This is a genomic window from Streptomyces fuscigenes (assembly GCF_021556455.1).
Lineage (GTDB): Bacteria > Actinomycetota > Actinomycetes > Streptomycetales > Streptomycetaceae > Streptomyces > Streptomyces fuscigenes.
In genome coordinates this window covers 1-16103 of record NZ_JAKGCV010000090.1, presented here as the reverse complement: position 1 = coordinate 16103, position 16103 = coordinate 1, and the positions used below count along the sequence as shown (strand labels likewise).

Below are 16103 nucleotides of genomic sequence, written 5' to 3'. Positions count from 1 at the left end.
GTCCGCGTGGGTCCCCCGCCTCCTCGCCCGCGTCGCTCCGCCGGGGCCGCGGGCGCGGTGCCGGCGCGCCCGCGGCCCGGGCACCGCTCAGGGCGAGGTCCGCGGATCCTCGCTGAAGACAAGGGACTTGATGGTCACGGGCACCGTGTTCGAGGGGAAGCGGAGCCGGCCGATGTCGATGTAGTCGAAGTCCCGCAGGGCCACGCCGTCGATCACCAGGATCTCCCCCGGCACGTCGAGTTCGTCGCGCAGGAGGCGCCCGAGCGTCATCGCGACGTCGCCGTCCAGCATCACGTACACGGGCCGTCCCAGCGCGGTGCGTTCGGCGAGGCCGTCGCGGATGCCCTCGGCGAGCGCCACCACCCGCTCGTAGCTCGGCAGGCCCTGCCACCCCATGGCCAGCGCGACGTCCGCGTCGGGCGAGGCGTCGAGCGCGGTCAGCCGGCCCCGGACGGCCGCGGCGACCGCGGCCGCGTCGACGCTCTCGTCGAGCGGGCCGAGGTCGTACAGCGGCTTGACGACCTGCAGGTTGCGGCGCGGCAGCAGGGCCTCCGGCGAGGTGATGTACCCGGTGTTGCCGCTGAGCTGGACGCTGTACTCGCTCGCGCCGAGCGCGGTCGCGCGGATGCACTCGCCCGCCGGCAGCAGCGGGTACGGCAGCGCACCGGCGTCGAGCCGCCGGCGCAGGGCGTGGCCGAGCGGCATGCCGAGGTCGCCGAAGCGGCGCTCCTCGCGCTCGTAGACGTACTCCGCGACGCCTCCGGAGACCATGAGGCCGTCGATCCGGCCGAGCGGGCCCAGCGGTTCGGTGAGGTACAGGCCCGCCACGTCGGCGGGCGGCGGATCGGCGGTGAGGGCCGAGATCAGCGCGTCCGCCATGGTCTCGGCGACCTTCTCGATCTCCTCAGGCGCGGCCGTGCCGCCCGCTCGCCAGTCGTAGCCGGCGCGCTCGGCGTGGGCGCGGCCCGCAGGATCGAGCCGCACGATGCGGCCCGAGGCGTCCGTGACCTGGAGGCGGCCGCCGATGTGCACGGCGGCGGTGCGCAGCACGCGGCCGGCCTCGACGAGCGCGAGCTTCGTGGTGCCGCCGCCGATGTCCACGTTGAGGATGCGCCGCCCGCTGTCGTACGACGCCTGCGCGGCGCCGGACCCGTAGGCCGCGAGCATGGCCTCCATGTGGTGGCCCGCCGTCGCGGTCACGAGTTCGCCGCCGCGCTCGGCGAGCACCCCCGCGATGGCCTCGGCGTTGCGCCGCCGCAGCGCCTCGCCGGTGAGGATGACGACGCCGGTGTCCACGGCGTCGGGGTGCACGCGGGCCGCGTTGTAGGCGCGGTCGATGATGGAGCCGAGCGCCTCTGCGTCGATGTGCTCGGCGCTCGCGTAGGGGGTCAGCTCGACCGGCGAGCGGTAGGTGGTCTCCCGGCGCACCACGATGTACCGGCTCGTCAGCTCCTCGCTGATGCGGCGCAGGCGCAGTTCGGAGAAGACGACCTGGGTGCCGGACGAGCCGATGTCCATGCCGACGCTGTGCAGGGTGACGTTGTCCTGCTGCCAGATCGGGTTCTCCTCCAGCGGCCCGAGCGGAGCGTGGTCGTGGTCGTGGTCCGCGCCCGGAGTGTGCGCGGCGGAGTAGACGGCCGCCTCCGCGTCGCCGCCGTGGCCGTGGTCGTGCGCACCGCCGTGGTCGTGGCGGTGGGCGTGTTCGTGGCGGTGCTCGTGTTCGTCGGTCTGCACGTCGGCGTACTCCTCACGCGCCGTGCGGCCCGCCGGGTGGTCAGGCGGGCCGCACGGGGTCCTGGCGGTCGTGGCGGTGGCGCGGAGGGCGGCCGCGGCCCCGGCGGGGTGCGGCGGCCGCCTGCTCCGGACGGCTCACGGCTTGGGCGGCAGCCCCGGCAGTTCGGCCTCGTAGACCTCGTCCATCTGCGGCTTCATGCCGACCTTGGCGAGTTCCTCGCGGAACATGTCGCGCACGACCTGCGACTCGTCCGCGTAGTCGATCTGGTCGCCGCCGATGCGCATGCTGATCCACGCCTTCGGCACGCCCTGGGCGTTGCGCACGGAGACGACCTCGTGCTTGAAGGCGAGGTAGCGCCCCGGCTCCTCACCAGTGTTGAAGTGCTGGTGGAACCACATGTTGGGCGGCACGATCAGGCTGCCGGGGCCCCACTCGTAGCGGCGGGGCTCCTCGCCCTCCGGCCACATCAGGCTGTAGCCGGTGCCGGAGAGGATGATGACGTGCGCGCCGGGGCCGTGGCGGTGGCCCTTCTTGTACGTGCCGACGGGGAACTGCGAGATGTGGCTGTTCATGGAGCCGCGGGCCATGTTGAAGCGGATGTGGCCGCCGCCGGCGCCGCGCTCCTTGGCCTCGATCAGCGGCAGGTTCACCGCGTCCGCGACGAAGTTGGTGTCGAGGAGGAGGCCCTTCTGCTCGCCCTTGGGCGAGAAGTAGTCGGGCTCGCCGTCGAAGCGGTTCGGGAAGTCCTTCTCCGTGCCGAAGACGAAGCCCGCGTCGTCGTAGAGGTTGATGATGGGCGGCATGTTCGTCGAGGAGACGAAGCGGGCCGCGGTGCGGCCCGAGCCGTTGAAGTGCTGGTGGTGGGCGTTGAGGGGGATCGCGAACAGCGAGCCGGGCCCCCACTCGAAGGTCACCTCGGCGCCCTGGTCGTTCCACACCTTCGTGGAGCCCTGCCCGTCGAGGACCAGGATCATCTCCTCGAAGAGCTGGCGGCGCGGGGCGAGCCTGCCGCCGGCCGGAATCTCGCACACGTAGCAGTCGTTGGACGTGCGGGTGGCCTCGTGGTTGATGAACACGCCCCGGCCGCCCCTGCTCTCCCAGGGCTTGAGCTCTACGGTCCGCAGGTCGGGCACGTAGTGCGCGGCGATGATGTCGAGGCCCTCGTCCGCGACCCAGCGGGTGTAGGGGGAGTCCTTCTCGGTGGCGAACTTGGCCGCCAGGCTGTCGTTGACGATCGCGTCCTTGGCCATGCGGGGCCCTCCCTGGTCGTCGTACCCGGACCCCGCACGAGGGGGCCGGAGCGCCGCGGGACGGTCTCGTCGGACCTCTCCTTCGCACCTTCCCGGACCTTTCACCGGCCGGGGAGTGCCATGGCGGCGCATTGGTAGGACCCTAAGGCCAGGGTTTTCGGCATGTCAACGGCCCCTGCGGAGCATCGGCGCCCCTGCGTCGCACCGCCGCCGGCGCTCGCTCACAGCGCCGCCGACAAGCGCTTGTGCGCCCCGCGGAGGGTCTGGTCTAATGGACATACCAACGGCCCCTGCTCGACGGGAGCCGCGCGTCCCGCCACTTCGGGGACGTTCGAGTGAGAGGACACGAGGGATCTTGTCCAAAGTGACCTACACCGACAGCACCGGCCGTGCGTACACGGTCGACGCATCGGTCGGTGAATCCGTCATGGCAGCGGCGGTCAAGAACGGAGTCCCCGGGATCGTCGCGGAATGCGGTGGGAACGTCTCCTGCGCGACCTGCCATGTCTACGTGGGCGAGGACTTCGCCCAACGGGTCGGGGGCCCCGGGGACATGGAGGAGGACCTGCTCGACATGGCGGTGTCCGAGCGGCGCGACACGAGCCGCCTCTCCTGCCAGATCCGTGTCACGGAGGACCTCGACGGACTGACCGTCGAGATCCCCCCGGAGCAGCCCTGACCGCTGCGCCGCGCGTCAACGCAGGGTTGCCGTCACCCCGGTGACGGGCCACCACGTGAAAGGGAAACGGCCGTGCTTAGAAAAGACATCAACGAGCTCCTCACGCAGACCGGCCCGGGCACGCCGATGGGCGACCTGTTCCGGCAGTACTGGATGCCGGCGATGCTCGCCGAGGAACTGCCGGAGGACGACTGCCCCCCGGTGCGCGTGAAGCTCCTGTCCGAGCGCATGGTCGCCTTCCGGGACAGCCAGGGCCGCTACGGCCTGATGGACGAGTTCTGCGCGCACCGCGGCGCCTCGCTGTGGTTCGGCCGCAACGAGGGCTCCGGGCTGCGCTGCCCGTACCACGGCTGGAAGTACGACGTCACCGGCCAGTGCATCGAGGTGCCCTCCGAGGCCGACAACTCCAGCTTCTGCGAGAACGTGAAGCTCACGGCGTACCCGCTGGTCAAGATCGGCGACGTGCTGTGGACGTACATGGGCGACCCGGCGAAGAAGCCGCCGCTGCCCGAGTTCGAGTTCGCCCACGTGCCGGCGGAGCAGACGTACACCTCGAAGCGCTGGCAGCAGTGCAACTGGCTGCAGGCCTTCGAGGGCGGCATCGACTCCAGCCACGTCACGTTCCTGCACTCCGGCGGCCTGAAGACCGACCCGCTGTTCAAGGGCGCCAAGGGCAACGAGTACAACCAGAACGACACCAAGCCGTTCTTCGAGGTCGCGGACACCGAGGGCGGCCTGTTCGTGGGAGCGCGCCGCAACGCCGAGGACGGCAAGTACTACTGGCGCATCACGCCCTGGGTGATGCCCAACTTCACCATGGTCCCGCCGCGCGGCGACCACCCGGTGCACGGCCACTTCTGGGTGCCGATCGACGACGAGAACTGCTGGGCCTACTCCTTCGACTACCACCCGGTCCGCGCGCTGACGGACACCGAGCGGCAGGCGATGGTCGACGGGTACGGGGTGCACAGCAAGAACATCCCCGGCACCTACCGCCCCGCGGCCAACATGGACAACGACTACCTCATCGACCGCGAGGCGCAAAAGCGCGGCGAGACGTACTCCGGGGTCGCCGGCATCGCCATGCAGGACGCGTCGCTCCAGGAGTCGATGGGCCCGGTCGTGGACCGGACGAAGGAACGCCTCGTCCCCGCCGACAGCGGCATCATCAAGGCCCGCCAGAAGCTGCGGAAGGCCGCGCTGGCGCTGCGCGACGAGGGCGTCACGCCCCCCGGGGTCGATCCCGAGCACCACAAGGTGCGTTCGGCGGCCATCGTGCTGCCGCAGGCCGAGTCGTTCCTCGACGCCTGCCGGGACGCGGTGACGGTCCAGCCCGGCGTCCGCCAGACCACGGTGTGACCATGGCTCAGGCGACCAGGACACAGACGCCGGACGCGCAGGCGCACGCGGACGAGGCCCGGGCGCTCGCCGCCGGCGGCCTCAGCGAGTGCGCGCGGGCGACCTCGGCGTACGAGTCGCGCTTCCGCATCGACCGGCCGATCGCGCCGGCCCGCGCGGCGCGCGTCGTCGCGCTCGACGAGCGGGCGGTCGCGGTCGCCCGCCATGTCGCGGGGCGGCAGTGGGCGCACGCCCGGTTCTACGCGTGCGAGGGCGGCGATCCGCACGACCCGCTGCTGCGCAGGCTGGACGGGGTGCCGGCCCCGCTGGGGCAGGTGCTGAGCGGCACGGACGTGGTGGTGGTGCTCGCGACGGAGGACTCCGGCCGCGCGTACGCCGAGGCCATCGGCAGGATCTGCCGGGAGCGCGGCATCACGACGGCGGGCCTCGTGCTCGGCATCGACTTCGAGGCGCAGGACGCGGTGGCGGCGCTGCGCCCGTACGCCCGGGTGCTGCTGCCCTCGGCGGACGAGAACGACGTGTTCGAGCTGCTCACGGCCCTGCGGGTGTGAGCGCCCGGGTGGGTCCGTACCGGCCGTGCGTGCGGTGCGGCGCCCGCCCGCGGCGGCCGGGTGCTCCCCGGCCGGCCGCGGCCCCCCGGCGGGGGCGTACTTCTTCAGACATGACGGCGCGTCGCCACGGGCGGCGGGCGGGCCGGCACCCGCTGCCGGCGACGAGACGGAAAGGCGGTGCGGCGCCATGGCCGAGAAGGTCACGACCGGCACGCTCCAGCGTATGAAGGACGAGGGCCGCAAGATCGTCGGCGTCGTCGCCTGGGACTACCAGATGGCACGGATCGTGGATCGCGCGGGCGTGGAGATCGTGTCGGTGGGCGACACCGTCGGCGTGAACCTGTGGGGCCACGCCAATCCCTTCGAGATCACCATGGACCAGATGGTGACCGTGGCGCAGGCGGTGCGACGCGGCGTCGGCCGCGCCCTCGTGAGCGTGGACTTCCCCTTCGGCCCGCTCCAGGAGGGCACCGCCGGCGCGGTGCGCGCCGCGATCCGGTTCGTGAAGGAGGCGGGCGTCGACATGGTCAAGGTCGACGCCGCGTCGGACTTCCCCGAGGCGGTCACCGAGATCACCCGCGCCGGCATCCCGGTCTTCGCGCAGTTCGGCATCACCCCGCAGACCGCCCTGCGCTACGGGGTCGAGTACAAGGCGATCCCCTCGGCCGACGACGCCGTGCCCGTGGAGATGAAGGACGCCATGGTCGCGGAGGCCAAGCGTCTTGAGGACGCGGGGGCAGTGCTGCTGAACTTCACCAACTCCGGCCCCGTCGTGGGTGCGGCCGTCGCCGCGGCGGTGTCCGTGCCGGTCGTCGGCGGCTTCGGCGGCGGGCCCTGGCTCGACGGCCGCATGCGGATGGCGCACGCGGCGATCGGCTACGCGGCGTCCGCGATCGACGACCCGCCGGACACGTACGCGAACGTCGCGCGGACCAGCCTCGACGCGATCAGCGCGTACGCCTCCGACGTCAGGGCGGCGCGGCAGGTGGCGGGAGGCATCCCGGTGCCCCCCGCCGGCAACTGAGAGGAACGGCCGATGGCCACCACCGACACCAAGGCCGCGTCCGCGCCCGGCGGCGCGGGGACGACGGGCACCGCCGAGATCGCCGGTCTGCGCACGCGCTACCGGGTGACCGGCGAGGGGCCCGCCCTGCTGATGTTCTCGCCGGGCGGCTTCGACTCGACGCTGGAGAGCTGGCGCACCGTCGGCGTCTACAAGCGGCTGAACCTGCTCGACCACCTCTCCCGCTCGTACACCTGCGTCACCTTCGACCGCCGGGAGTCCGGGCAGTCCGGGGGCCGCGTCGAGCGGATCTCCTGGGCGCACTACGTGGCCCAGGGCGTCGGCCTCCTCGACCACCTCGGCATCGACCGGGCGCACCTGATGGGCGGCTGCGTCGGCTGCTCGACGGTCGCCGCGTTCGGTGCGGCGCACCCCGATCGCGTCCGGAGCATGGTGCTGTACTCGCCGGCCGGCGGCGTGCGGTACCGGATGAAGCAGCACGCCCGGTTCCAGGAGCACCTCGCGTACGCGCGCACGGAGGGCCTCGGCGCGGTGGCCGCCCTGGCGCGCGGCTCGTCGGCCGGGTTCACGGCCGACCCGCGCGTCGGCCCCTGGGTGTCGGTGCTGCGCACGGACGAGGCGTTCGCCGAGCGGTACGCGGGCCTCGACCCCGAGCGGTACGCGACCACCGTCGCGGGTCTGGTGCGCCACCTCTTCGACCGGGACACGGTGCCCGGCCCCGAGCCCGAGGACCTGCTGACGCTGGACGTGCCGGCGTTGATCGTGCCGGGCCAGGACGCCTCGCACGCGCCCTCCGCCGCCCGCTACCTCCAGGAGTGCCTGCCCTCCCCCGAGTACTGGGACGTCCCGGTGGCCGAGCAGACGGAGGAGACGGCCCCGGCGCGGATCCTTCGGTTCCTCGCACGGCACTGAACCGGGCGGAGCGCCTCGCGCGCCCGGCGGCCTGCGGAGCAGCACCTGGCGGGCCCGGGCCGGGGCCGTGCGGCCGGGCCGGTCCCCGTCGGGGCCGCGGGAGCGCCTGCGGGGCCTTCGGGCACCGCCCGGCAGGCTCCGGCCCGGCGCCGTGTCCGGCGCACCCCGGGGCCGCCGCGCGGCGACCCCGTTCAGGGTGGGTAAAAATGACATATGGCCCGACTTCGCCACCGCGGTTCTGCCCGCCCGGACCGGTCCGCAGGGGGACCGCCGGCGGACGAGCGGGTCAGCCTCAGGTCGCTGCGGAGCCTGCGCAGCGTCGTCGGCCAGATGTTCCTGGTCCAGCTCGTAGTGGTCGTCCTGATCGCGGTGGGGGCGGGCCTGCTGCTCGCCTTCACCGTGCAGCACGAGAACAAGCAGGCCGCCACGCAGCGTGCGCTCGCCGTCGCCCAGGGCTTCGCCAACGCGCCCGGCACCGCCGCCGCCATCACCGGGCCGGGGGCCTCCGAGGTGTTGCAGCCGCAGGCCCGCGCCGCCATGGCGGGGGCCGACGTCGACTTCGTGACGGTCGTCGACCGCGACGGGGTGCGTCTGACGTCGGCCATTCCCAGCCTGATCGGGCGCCGCAGCAACCAGGACATGGCTCCGCTCCTGGCCGGGCACACGGCGGTGTCCCAGACCATGGGTTCCTTCAGTCCGCAGTACCGGGCGTTCGTGCCCGTGCGCGACACCGACGGCAGGGTCGTCGGCGCCGTCGGCGCCGCCGTGCGGATGAGCAGTGTCAGCGACGCGGTCGCCCGCCAGCTGCCGGTGCTGCTGGGCGGCGCGGCCGTGTCCATCGCGGTCATCACGGCGGGCGCCGCGCTGGTCTCCAGGAGACTCCTGCGCCAGACCCACGGCCTCGGGCCGGCGGAGATCACCCGGCTGTACGAGCACCACGACGCGGTCCTGCACGCCGCACGGGAGGGCGTGCTCATCGTGGACGGCGACGGCGTGCTGCTGCTCGCGAACGACGAGGCGCACCGGCTGCTGGACCTGCCCCCGGACGCACGGGGCAGGCCGGTGCGGGAGCTGGGCCTGCCGCCGCCGGTGGCGGAGCTGCTGGTCTCGAACCGGGACGCGAGCGACGAGGTCCACCTCGTCGGCGGGCGTGTCCTCGGCGTCAACCAGCGCCGCACCGGCGAGGACGGCGGCCCGCCGGGCAGCGTCGCGACACTGCGCGACTCGACGGAGCTGCGGGCGCTGTCGGGCCGCGCGGAGTCCGCGAGCAACCGCCTGTCGCTGCTGTACGACGCGGGTCTCGGCATCGGCACCACGCTCGACGTGCGCAGGACGGCCGAGGAGCTGGCCGAGGTCGTCGTCCCGCAGTTCGCCGACTTCGCGACGGTGGACCTGGTCGCCCCCGTGCTGCGCGGGGACGAGCCCGGCGAGAGTGCGGAACACCGCTTCCGCCGGGCCGCGCTCGTCGGCGTCGGGGAGAGCCATCCGCTGTTCAGGCCCGGCGCCCGGCTCCTGCTCGCGGAGGACTCGCCGCAGGTGCGGGGGCTGCGCAGCGGGCGCGCCGTGCTCGTGCCGGACCTGCGGGAGGCGCGCAGCTGGCAGGCGCAGGACCCGCAGCGCGCGCTCTTGGTGGTGAACTACGGCATCAGGTCGATGATCTCGGTGCCGCTGTGCACCCGGAACGCCGTGCTGGGCGTGGCGAACTTCTGGCGGACGGCCGACACGGGCGCCTTCGAGCAGGAGGACCTCGCGCTGGCCGAGGAGCTGGCGGCCCGCGCGGCCGTGTGCATCGACAACGCCCGCCGCTACACGCGCGAGCACGGGATGGCCGTGGCGCTCCAGCGCAGCCTGCTGCCGAGCGGGCTGCCGGAGCAGAACGCGCTGGACGTCGCCTACCGCTACCTGCCCGCGCAGAAGAGCGTCGGCGGCGACTGGTTCGACGTGATCCCGCTGCCGGGCGCGCGGGTCGCGCTGGTGGTGGGCGACGTGGTCGGCCAGGGCGTGCAGGCGGCGGTGACCATGGGACGGCTGCGTACGGCCGTGCACGTCTTCGCCGCCCTCGATCTGCCGCCGGACGAGCTGCTCACGCACATGGACGAGCTGGCGGACCGCATCGACCGGGAGAGCACCGCGGAAGCCGGCCAGGGGATCATCGGCGCGACCTGCCTGTACGCCGTCTACGACCCCGTGGAGCGGCGCTGCACGATGGCGCGGGCCGGGCATCTGCCGCCGGCGCTGGTCGCCCCGGACGGCAGCGTGCGCTTCCTCGACCTGCCCGCGGGCCCGCCGCTGGGCGTGGGCGGGCTGCCGTTCGAGACGGCGGAGGTGGTCGTGCCCGAGGGCAGCGAGCTGGTGCTCTACACGGACGGACTGGTGGAGGAGCGCGGGCGGGACATCGACGAGGGCCTCGCGGACCTGGCGGGCGTGCTGGCCCGCACGCGGGGCGAGCCCGAGGACGTGTGCACCGCGGTCCTCGACGAGCTGCTGGGCGGGCGGGCCACGGACGACACCGCGCTGCTCGTGGCGCGGACCCGGGCGCTGCCGCGCGACCGGGTGGCGCGCTGGGACGTCCCGCGGGACCCGGCGGCCGTGGCGGAGGTGCGGGCCCGCGCGGCCGGCCGGCTGGCGCAGTGGGGCCTCGGGTCGGCGGGATTCACGACCGAGCTGATCCTGAGCGAGATGGTCACGAACGCCATCCGCTACGCGACGGGACCGATCAGCGTGCGGCTGCTGCTCGACCAGCGGCTGATCTGCGAGGTCTGGGACGGCAGCGGCACCGCGCCGCACCTCGGCCACGCGACGCCCACGGACGAGGGCGGGCGGGGCCTGTTCCTGGTCGCGCAGCTCTCGGAGAGGTGGGGGACGCGCTACACGGAGAACGGCAAGATCATCTGGTCGGAGCAGCAGCTCCCGTCCGGCTACACCCCGCCGCGGGAGGACTCGGGCGAGAACGTCGCGCACCCGGCCTGACCGCTCCGGTGCGCTGACAGGGCCCGGCGGGAGCGCCACCGGCCCCGCGCCGTCGCTCAGCCCAGCTCTCCCCCGCGCTCCAGGATCTCGATCTGCGCGAGCCTGCGCGCGTGGACGCCGCCCTTGAAGGCGGTGGTGAGCCAGGTCGCGGCGACCCGGCGCGCCGCGTCGGCGGGCAGCGTCTTCGCCGAGAGGACCAGCACGTTGGCGTCGTTGTTGCCGCGCGAGATGCCCGCGCTCCACTCGTCGTGGCAGAGTCCGGCCCTGATCCCGCGGATCTTGTTGCAGGCCACCGTCTCGCCGAGGCCGCTGCCGCCGAGGACGATGCCCCTTTCGGCGCGGCCCGCCACCACCTCGGCGCAGACGTCCGCGCACAGCGCGGGGTAGTCGACGGCGGCGTCGGGCCCGCTCGCGCCGCCGCGGTCGTCGACCTCGTACCCCTCGGCGGCGAGCCATCGCACGAGGTCGGCGCGCAGGGCGGTGCCGTTGTGGTCGGCGGCGATCGCGACGCGCATCAGCCGGTCAGCTCCAGCGTGCTCTTGGCGAAGAGGTCCTCCAGGGCGGCGGGCCGGCGCAGGATGCGCTGGTCGACCGCGTGGCGCATGAGCGTCTCCAGCACCGCGCGGTTGGGTGCGATGCCGTACGGCAGGGGGTCCTCGCCGGTGGTCTCCATGACGCGGGCGTACATGCGGTCGGTGGCGGTCGGGTTCTCGATCGCCCCGGCGCGCAGCCGGTCGACGTACAGCCGCTTGGCGCGGGCGAACGCGTCGAAGACCTCGGCGCCCAGTTCGGGCCGCTCCCGCAGGAGTTCGTCCTTCACCACCACGAGGTGGTTGATGGGGTAGAACCCCCGGGTCTGCAACGCGGCACAGCCGGCGCTCTCCGCGTCGGGGATCAGCGGGACGACGCCGGGCACGTCCGCGCCCGCGCCGATGCACGCCGCCAACTCGCCGTCCTCCAGCATCCCTTCGAGGGTGGCGCCGGCGGGCATCCGCTCGACGTTGGCCGGCGGCTCGTAGGACTCGACGTGCTCGTCGCCGGAGAGCACCCACGTGATGGTCGACAGGTCGACGCCGTACTCCTCCTGGAGGACGGCGCGGGCCCAGACACCCGTGGTGACGGTGTAGCCGCGGCTGACACCGACCCGGTGGCCCTCCAGGTCCTTGGGGTTCCTGATCCCGGGCCACCTGGCGGGGTTGTGGTGGATCGCGCCGTGGTGGAAGCCCCGCACCAGGAAGGCGGGGACGGCGGTGAAGCGCGCGCCGTGCTCCTTGGCCACCAGGTAGGTGGTGAGGGCCATCTCGCTGACGTCGAACTCCAGGCCGCGCACCATCCGGCGGAAGGCGTGCACGAGGACGGGCACCTCCTCGAAGGCGAAGGACCAGCCGGCCGGCTTCACCTCCCCCGTCTTCAGCGCCTCGTTGTCACCCTGCGTGCGGGTCACCGCGAGGAGGCGGCGGTCGCCGGGCCGAGCCGTGTCTGCCATGTCTGCTGCTCGATTCTCTCGCGCACGGATCCAGTGATCCCCGGACCTTCGAAAGGTAGCATGGTCAGTCCATCAGGCCATAGAGTGTGTGCCGCACACGAACCATCGCGAAGCAGCCCGGAGCACATCCCCCGCGGGTGAGGAGAGGTCATGGCAGAGCAGGTGTTGGCGGCGGTCAGGACAGGTCCCGGCACGACAGAGCTGCGCGAGTTCCCGATGCCGGACGTCCCGGCGGACGGCGCCCTGTTGAAGGTCGAGGTCGCCGGCATCTGCGGCACCGACGTCAAGATGTACGGGAAGCCGCCGTTCGCCGACCCGGTCATCATGGGGCACGAGAACGTCGGTGTGATCGCCAAGGCGGGCCGCGAGTTCTCCGAGCGCAAGGGCCTCGTCGAGGGCGACCGCATCTTCGTCGAGCACTACGTGGGCTGCATGCGCTGCGCCTGGTGCCACGCGGGCGAGTACCGCCACTGCGAGGCCACCGACTGGCGCACCAACCCCGACGCCAGGCGCTACGGCTACACGTCGGCGAACAACCCGGGCCACCTGTGGGGCGGGTTCTCCCAGTACCTCTATCTGCCGTGGAACTCCGTCACGCACCGGGTGCCGGACGGTGTGTCCGCCGAACTGGCCGGTCTGGTCACCCCGTTGTCGAACGGCATCGAGTGGGCGCTGGTCACCGCGGGCGTGGGGTACGCCTCCACCGTCCTCATCCAGGGCCCCGGCCAGCAGGGCCTGTCCCAGGTCGTCGCCTGCAAGCAGGCCGGCGCCTCGCTCATCATCATGACCGGCACCACGAAGGACGCCGCCCGGCTGGCGATGGCCCGCGAACTGGGGGCGGACGCCGTCATCGACGTCACGAAGGAGGACGCGCTGGCGCGGGTCCTCGAACTCACCGGCGGGCGCGGCGTGGACGTCGTCCTCGACTGCACGGCCGGCGCGGGCACGGCCCCCGTACTGCTCGGCATCGACGCCCTCAAGCGCCGCGAGGGCACCATGGTCGTCCAGGGCGAGGTGGCGGCCTTCCCCGACTTCCCGCTGAAGAAGCTCACCGAGAAGTCCATCGCCATGAAGAGCGCGCGCGGCCACTCCTACCGCGCCTGCGAACTCGCCCTGGAACAACTCGCGTCGGGCCGTTTCCCGCTGGAGAGGCTGGCGACCCACACCTTCCCGCTCGCCGAGACCGACCGCGCCATCCGCACGGTCGGCGGCGAGAGCGGCGAGGACGCGGTGCACGTCTCCCTGCTGCCCTGGGCGGAGGCGGCATGAGCGGCCTGGTCGTACGCGGCACGCCCCGTGCCGACGCCGCCGCGGTCGACGCCCTCGCCCGCTTCGGGGTGGCCACCGTGCACGAGGCCCAGGGGCGCACCGGCCTCCTCTCCCCCGCGCTGCGGCCGATCTACGCCGGCGCGCACATCGCGGGCTCCGCGGTGACCGTCAGCGTGCCGCCGGCGGACAACTGGATGCTGCACGTCGCCGTCGAGCAGTGCAGGCCCGGCGACATCCTGGTGGTCTCCCCCACCTCGCCGTCGGACGCCGGGTACTTCGGCGAACTGCTCGCCACGTCCCTCGCGGCGCGCGGGGTGCGCGGCCTGGTCATCGACGCGGGATGCCGGGACGTCGCCGAACTGACCGCGATGGGGTTCCCGGTGTGGTCGCGGCACGTGTGCGCCTTCGGCACCGTCAAGGAGACGCTGGGCGACGTGGGCGTGCCACTGGCCTGCGCGGGCCAGATCGTCCACCCCGGCGACGTGGTCGTCGCGGACGACGACGGCGTCGTGGTGGTGCCGCGCCTGGCCGCGGCCGACGTCGCGGCGGCCTCCCGGGCGCGCGAGGACAAGGAGGCCCGCTCCCGCGAGCGCTACGCACGCGGCGAACTCGGCCTGGACGTCAACGGCATGCGCGAGCGGCTGGCCGCGAAGGGCCTCACGTACACCGATCACGACGGGGCCGGCCTGCCTCCGGCCGGGCGGTGAGGCCCCGGTGATCATCGACATCCACGGCCACTACACGACCGCCCCGCCGCAGCTCCAGGCCTTCCGCGACGCCCAGTTGGCGCGCCTCGACGACCCGTCGCTGCCGGTGCCGCGCCTCGCGCCGATCGGCGACGACGAGCTCCGCGCGTCCGTCGAGAACCACCAGCTGAAGGTGCTCAGGGAGCGCGGCGGCGACCTGATGCTGTTCTCGCCGAAGGCCTCCGGCATGGAGCACCACGTCACCGACCCGGCGACGGCCCGCGCCTGGGCCGAGGCGAGCAACGACCTGGTGCACCGCGTCGCGGGGCTCTTCCCGCAGCACTTCGCGGCCGTCTGCCAGCTGCCGCAGACCGCGAACGCTCCCCTCGACGGGGTGGTCGCCGAACTCCGCCGTTGCGTCGAGCAGTTGGGCTTCGTCGGCTGCAACCTCAACCCCGACCCCTCGGGCGGCCACTGGACCTCGCCGCCGCTGACCGACCCGTACTGGTTCCCCCTGTACGAGGTCCTGGTGGAGCTGGACGTGCCCGCCATGGTGCACGTGTCGAGCTCGTGCAACCCGGCGTTCCACACGCTCGGCGCCCACTACCTCAACGCCGACACGTCGGTGTTCATGCAGCTCGTCCAGGCCGACCTGTTCGACCGCTTCCCCGGCCTGCGGTTCGTGATCCCGCACGGCGGCGGGGCCGTCCCGTACCACTGGGGCCGCTACCGGGGGCTCGCGATGCGCACCGGCCGGCCCGACCCGTCGGTGCACCTGATGGACAACGTCTTCTTCGACACCTGCGTGTACCACCAGCCCGGCGTGGACCTGCTGACGAAGGTGGTGCCGGGCGGGAACGTCCTGTTCGCCTCCGAGATGCTGGGCGCCGTGCGGGGCATCGACCCCGAGACCGGCGTCGCGTGGGACGACACGAAGCGGTACGTGGACGCGGCCGGGCTGGCGCCCGAACGGCTGCGGGCGATCTACGAGGACAACGCGCGGCGCGTCTACCCCCGGCTCGACGCGAAGCTCACTGCGGAAGGCAGGTAGGCGGACATGCCCCGACTGAGGCTCACCATGGCGTGCGGCGACTACGACCGTACGCGCGCGCTGTACGAGGACACCATCAGGCCCGACGGCATCGACCTGACGTACCTGCGGCTCCCGGTGGAGGAGACTTTCTTCCGGATGATGCGCCACCAGGAGTTCGAGGTCGCCGAACTCTCCCTGTCGTCCTACGTGGTGTCGCTGCGGCAGGACCCCTCGCCGTTCGTGGCCCTGCCGGTGTACACGTCGCGGATGTTCCGGCACAGCTCGTGGTACGCGAACGCGGACGCGGGCATCGAGTCGCCCGAGGACCTGCGCGGCAAGGTCGTCGGCACGCCCGAGTTCCAGCTCACGGCGTGCGTGTGGATGCGCGGCATCGTCGGCGAGCGGCACGGCGTCCCCTTCGACGCGTACGAGCACCGCACCGGCGGCCAGGAGACGCCGGGGCGGATCGAGAAGGCGAAGGTCGACCTCGGCGACTCGGTCAAGATCAGTGCGATCCCCACCGACCGCACGCTGTCCGAGATGCTGGCCGAGGGCGAGATCGACGCGCTCGTCACACCCCGTGTGCCCTCGCCGTTCGCGAAGGGCGACCCCCGGGTCAGGCGGATCTTCCCCGACGTCATCGGCGCGGAGAAGGCCTACTACGCGGACACCGGCATCTTCCCGATCATGCACGTGCTGGTGGTGCGCCGGGACGTCTACGAGCGGCACCCCTGGGTCGCGCAGTCGCTGTACAAGGCGGCGCTGGAGGCCAAGCAGCAGGCGTACGCGAACATGTACGACACCTCGGCCCTGCGCTTCAGCCTGCCCTGGCTGACCCCGCAGCTGGAGGAGGTGCGCGCCCTGCTCGGCGAGGACTACTGGCCCTACGGGCTGGGTGAGGCCAACCACCGGACGCTGTCGACGTTCCTGCGCTACCACCACGAGCAGGGGCTGTCCGACCGGCTGCGCACACCGGAGGAGCTGTTCGCCCCGGAGGCACTGGAGTCGGCCGTCATCTGAGGCGCGGCGCTCCGCGCCCCAGCGGCCCTCCGGCCGCGGTGGGCGCGGCACGGCGCGCGGCGTGTGCGTCCGACGTACGGGCGCCGGACCGGGAAACCCCGGGCCGGCGCCCGTACGCGCGGTGCGGCC

At 73.0% G+C, this 16103-nt stretch carries 14 protein-coding genes; 10 read left to right on the top strand and 4 right to left on the bottom strand.

Annotated features, from left to right (window positions below; genetic code table 11):
* Positions 1–87: 87 nt before the first annotated feature.
* The gene (locus tag L1885_RS10895; RefSeq protein ID WP_235796847.1) at positions 88–1734 is read right to left on the bottom strand and encodes an ethanolamine ammonia-lyase reactivating factor EutA; all 1647 of its coding nucleotides are present in this window, start codon (positions 1732–1734) and stop codon (positions 88–90) included.
* Between the two features lie 135 nt (positions 1735–1869).
* A complete protein-coding gene (locus L1885_RS10890; protein WP_235796846.1) occupies positions 1870–2985 on the bottom strand; it encodes a cupin domain-containing protein in 1116 nt (371 codons plus the stop codon).
* Between the two features lie 364 nt (positions 2986–3349).
* Here L1885_RS10890 and L1885_RS10885 point away from each other — a divergent pair, with 364 nt between their 5' ends.
* The 6 genes from L1885_RS10885 to L1885_RS10860 all read left to right on the top strand — a co-directional run bounded on the left by L1885_RS10885 (position 3350) and on the right by L1885_RS10860 (position 10480).
* Positions 3350–3664 carry a 2Fe-2S iron-sulfur cluster-binding protein gene (locus L1885_RS10885; protein WP_235796845.1) on the top strand — a complete coding sequence of 105 codons (315 nt, stop codon included), beginning with the start codon at positions 3350–3352 and terminating at the stop codon, positions 3662–3664.
* A gap of 72 nt (positions 3665–3736) precedes the next feature.
* Positions 3737–5023, top strand: a complete 1287-nt coding sequence (locus L1885_RS10880; RefSeq protein WP_235796844.1) for an aromatic ring-hydroxylating dioxygenase subunit alpha — start codon at positions 3737–3739, stop codon at positions 5021–5023.
* Between the two features lie 2 nt (positions 5024–5025).
* Positions 5026–5574 (top strand): 3-methyl-2-oxobutanoate hydroxymethyltransferase, encoded by a 549-nt coding sequence (locus L1885_RS10875; RefSeq protein ID WP_235796843.1) that lies wholly within the window; start codon positions 5026–5028, stop codon positions 5572–5574.
* Positions 5575–5761: 187 nt separating this feature from the next.
* Positions 5762–6598 (top strand): 3-methyl-2-oxobutanoate hydroxymethyltransferase, encoded by an 837-nt coding sequence (locus L1885_RS10870; protein ID WP_235796842.1) that lies wholly within the window; start codon positions 5762–5764, stop codon positions 6596–6598.
* Positions 6599–6610: 12 nt separating this feature from the next.
* On the top strand, positions 6611–7510 hold the full coding sequence (locus L1885_RS10865; RefSeq protein ID WP_235796841.1) for an alpha/beta fold hydrolase: 900 nt from the start codon (positions 6611–6613) through the stop codon (positions 7508–7510).
* Between the two features lie 213 nt (positions 7511–7723).
* Positions 7724–10480 carry a SpoIIE family protein phosphatase gene (locus L1885_RS10860; protein ID WP_372481914.1) on the top strand — a complete coding sequence of 919 codons (2757 nt, stop codon included), beginning with the start codon at positions 7724–7726 and terminating at the stop codon, positions 10478–10480.
* A 56-nt stretch (positions 10481–10536) separates the two neighbouring features.
* On the opposite strand, the gene L1885_RS10855 is transcribed toward L1885_RS10860, so the two are convergent.
* Together L1885_RS10855 and L1885_RS10850 are read right to left on the bottom strand one after the other, a co-directional pair.
* On the bottom strand, positions 10537–10995 hold the full coding sequence (locus tag L1885_RS10855; RefSeq protein WP_235796840.1) for an RpiB/LacA/LacB family sugar-phosphate isomerase: 459 nt from the start codon (positions 10993–10995) through the stop codon (positions 10537–10539).
* Positions 10995–11966: a substrate-binding domain-containing protein gene (locus L1885_RS10850; protein ID WP_235796839.1), complete on the bottom strand. Its 972-nt coding sequence runs from the start codon at positions 11964–11966 to the stop codon at positions 10995–10997. The genes L1885_RS10855 and L1885_RS10850 overlap by 1 nt, the downstream gene beginning before the upstream one ends.
* Positions 11967–12116: 150 nt before the next feature.
* Here L1885_RS10850 and L1885_RS10845 point away from each other — a divergent pair, with 150 nt between their 5' ends.
* From L1885_RS10845 to L1885_RS10830, 4 genes are read left to right on the top strand one after another with little or no spacing between them, the layout of a single operon-like run.
* Positions 12117–13235, top strand: coding sequence for a zinc-dependent alcohol dehydrogenase (locus L1885_RS10845; protein ID WP_235796838.1), 1119 nt, complete (start codon positions 12117–12119; stop codon positions 13233–13235).
* Positions 13232–13942, top strand: coding sequence for a 4-carboxy-4-hydroxy-2-oxoadipate aldolase/oxaloacetate decarboxylase (locus tag L1885_RS10840; RefSeq protein ID WP_235796837.1), 711 nt, complete (start codon positions 13232–13234; stop codon positions 13940–13942). Before L1885_RS10845 ends, L1885_RS10840 begins: the two co-directional genes overlap by 4 nt.
* Positions 13943–13949: 7 nt before the next feature.
* Positions 13950–14972, top strand: a complete 1023-nt coding sequence (locus tag L1885_RS10835) for an amidohydrolase family protein (protein ID WP_235796836.1) — start codon at positions 13950–13952, stop codon at positions 14970–14972.
* Between the two features lie 6 nt (positions 14973–14978).
* Positions 14979–15974 carry a substrate-binding domain-containing protein gene (locus L1885_RS10830; RefSeq protein ID WP_235796835.1) on the top strand — a complete coding sequence of 332 codons (996 nt, stop codon included), beginning with the start codon at positions 14979–14981 and terminating at the stop codon, positions 15972–15974.
* The last annotated feature ends 129 nt before the right edge of the window (positions 15975–16103 follow it).

Bases quoted from the DNA above. Each gene is read 5' to 3' on its own strand.
- L1885_RS10845 (WP_235796838.1), top strand. From the start codon at position 12,117: ATGGCAGAGCAGGTGTTGGCGGCGGTCAGGACAGGTCCCGGCACGACA.
- L1885_RS10830 (WP_235796835.1), top strand. From the start codon at position 14,979: ATGCCCCGACTGAGGCTCACCATGGCGTGCGGCGACTACGACCGTACG.
- L1885_RS10890 (WP_235796846.1), bottom strand. From the start codon at position 2,985: ATGGCCAAGGACGCGATCGTCAACGACAGCCTGGCGGCCAAGTTCGCC.
- L1885_RS10865 (WP_235796841.1), top strand. From the start codon at position 6,611: ATGGCCACCACCGACACCAAGGCCGCGTCCGCGCCCGGCGGCGCGGGG.
- L1885_RS10860 (WP_372481914.1), top strand. From the start codon at position 7,724: ATGGCCCGACTTCGCCACCGCGGTTCTGCCCGCCCGGACCGGTCCGCA.
- L1885_RS10875 (WP_235796843.1), top strand. From the start codon at position 5,026: ATGGCTCAGGCGACCAGGACACAGACGCCGGACGCGCAGGCGCACGCG.
- L1885_RS10855 (WP_235796840.1), bottom strand. From the start codon at position 10,995: ATGCGCGTCGCGATCGCCGCCGACCACAACGGCACCGCCCTGCGCGCC.
- L1885_RS10870 (WP_235796842.1), top strand. From the start codon at position 5,762: ATGGCCGAGAAGGTCACGACCGGCACGCTCCAGCGTATGAAGGACGAG.
- L1885_RS10850 (WP_235796839.1), bottom strand. From the start codon at position 11,966: ATGGCAGACACGGCTCGGCCCGGCGACCGCCGCCTCCTCGCGGTGACC.
- L1885_RS10840 (WP_235796837.1), top strand. From the start codon at position 13,232: ATGAGCGGCCTGGTCGTACGCGGCACGCCCCGTGCCGACGCCGCCGCG.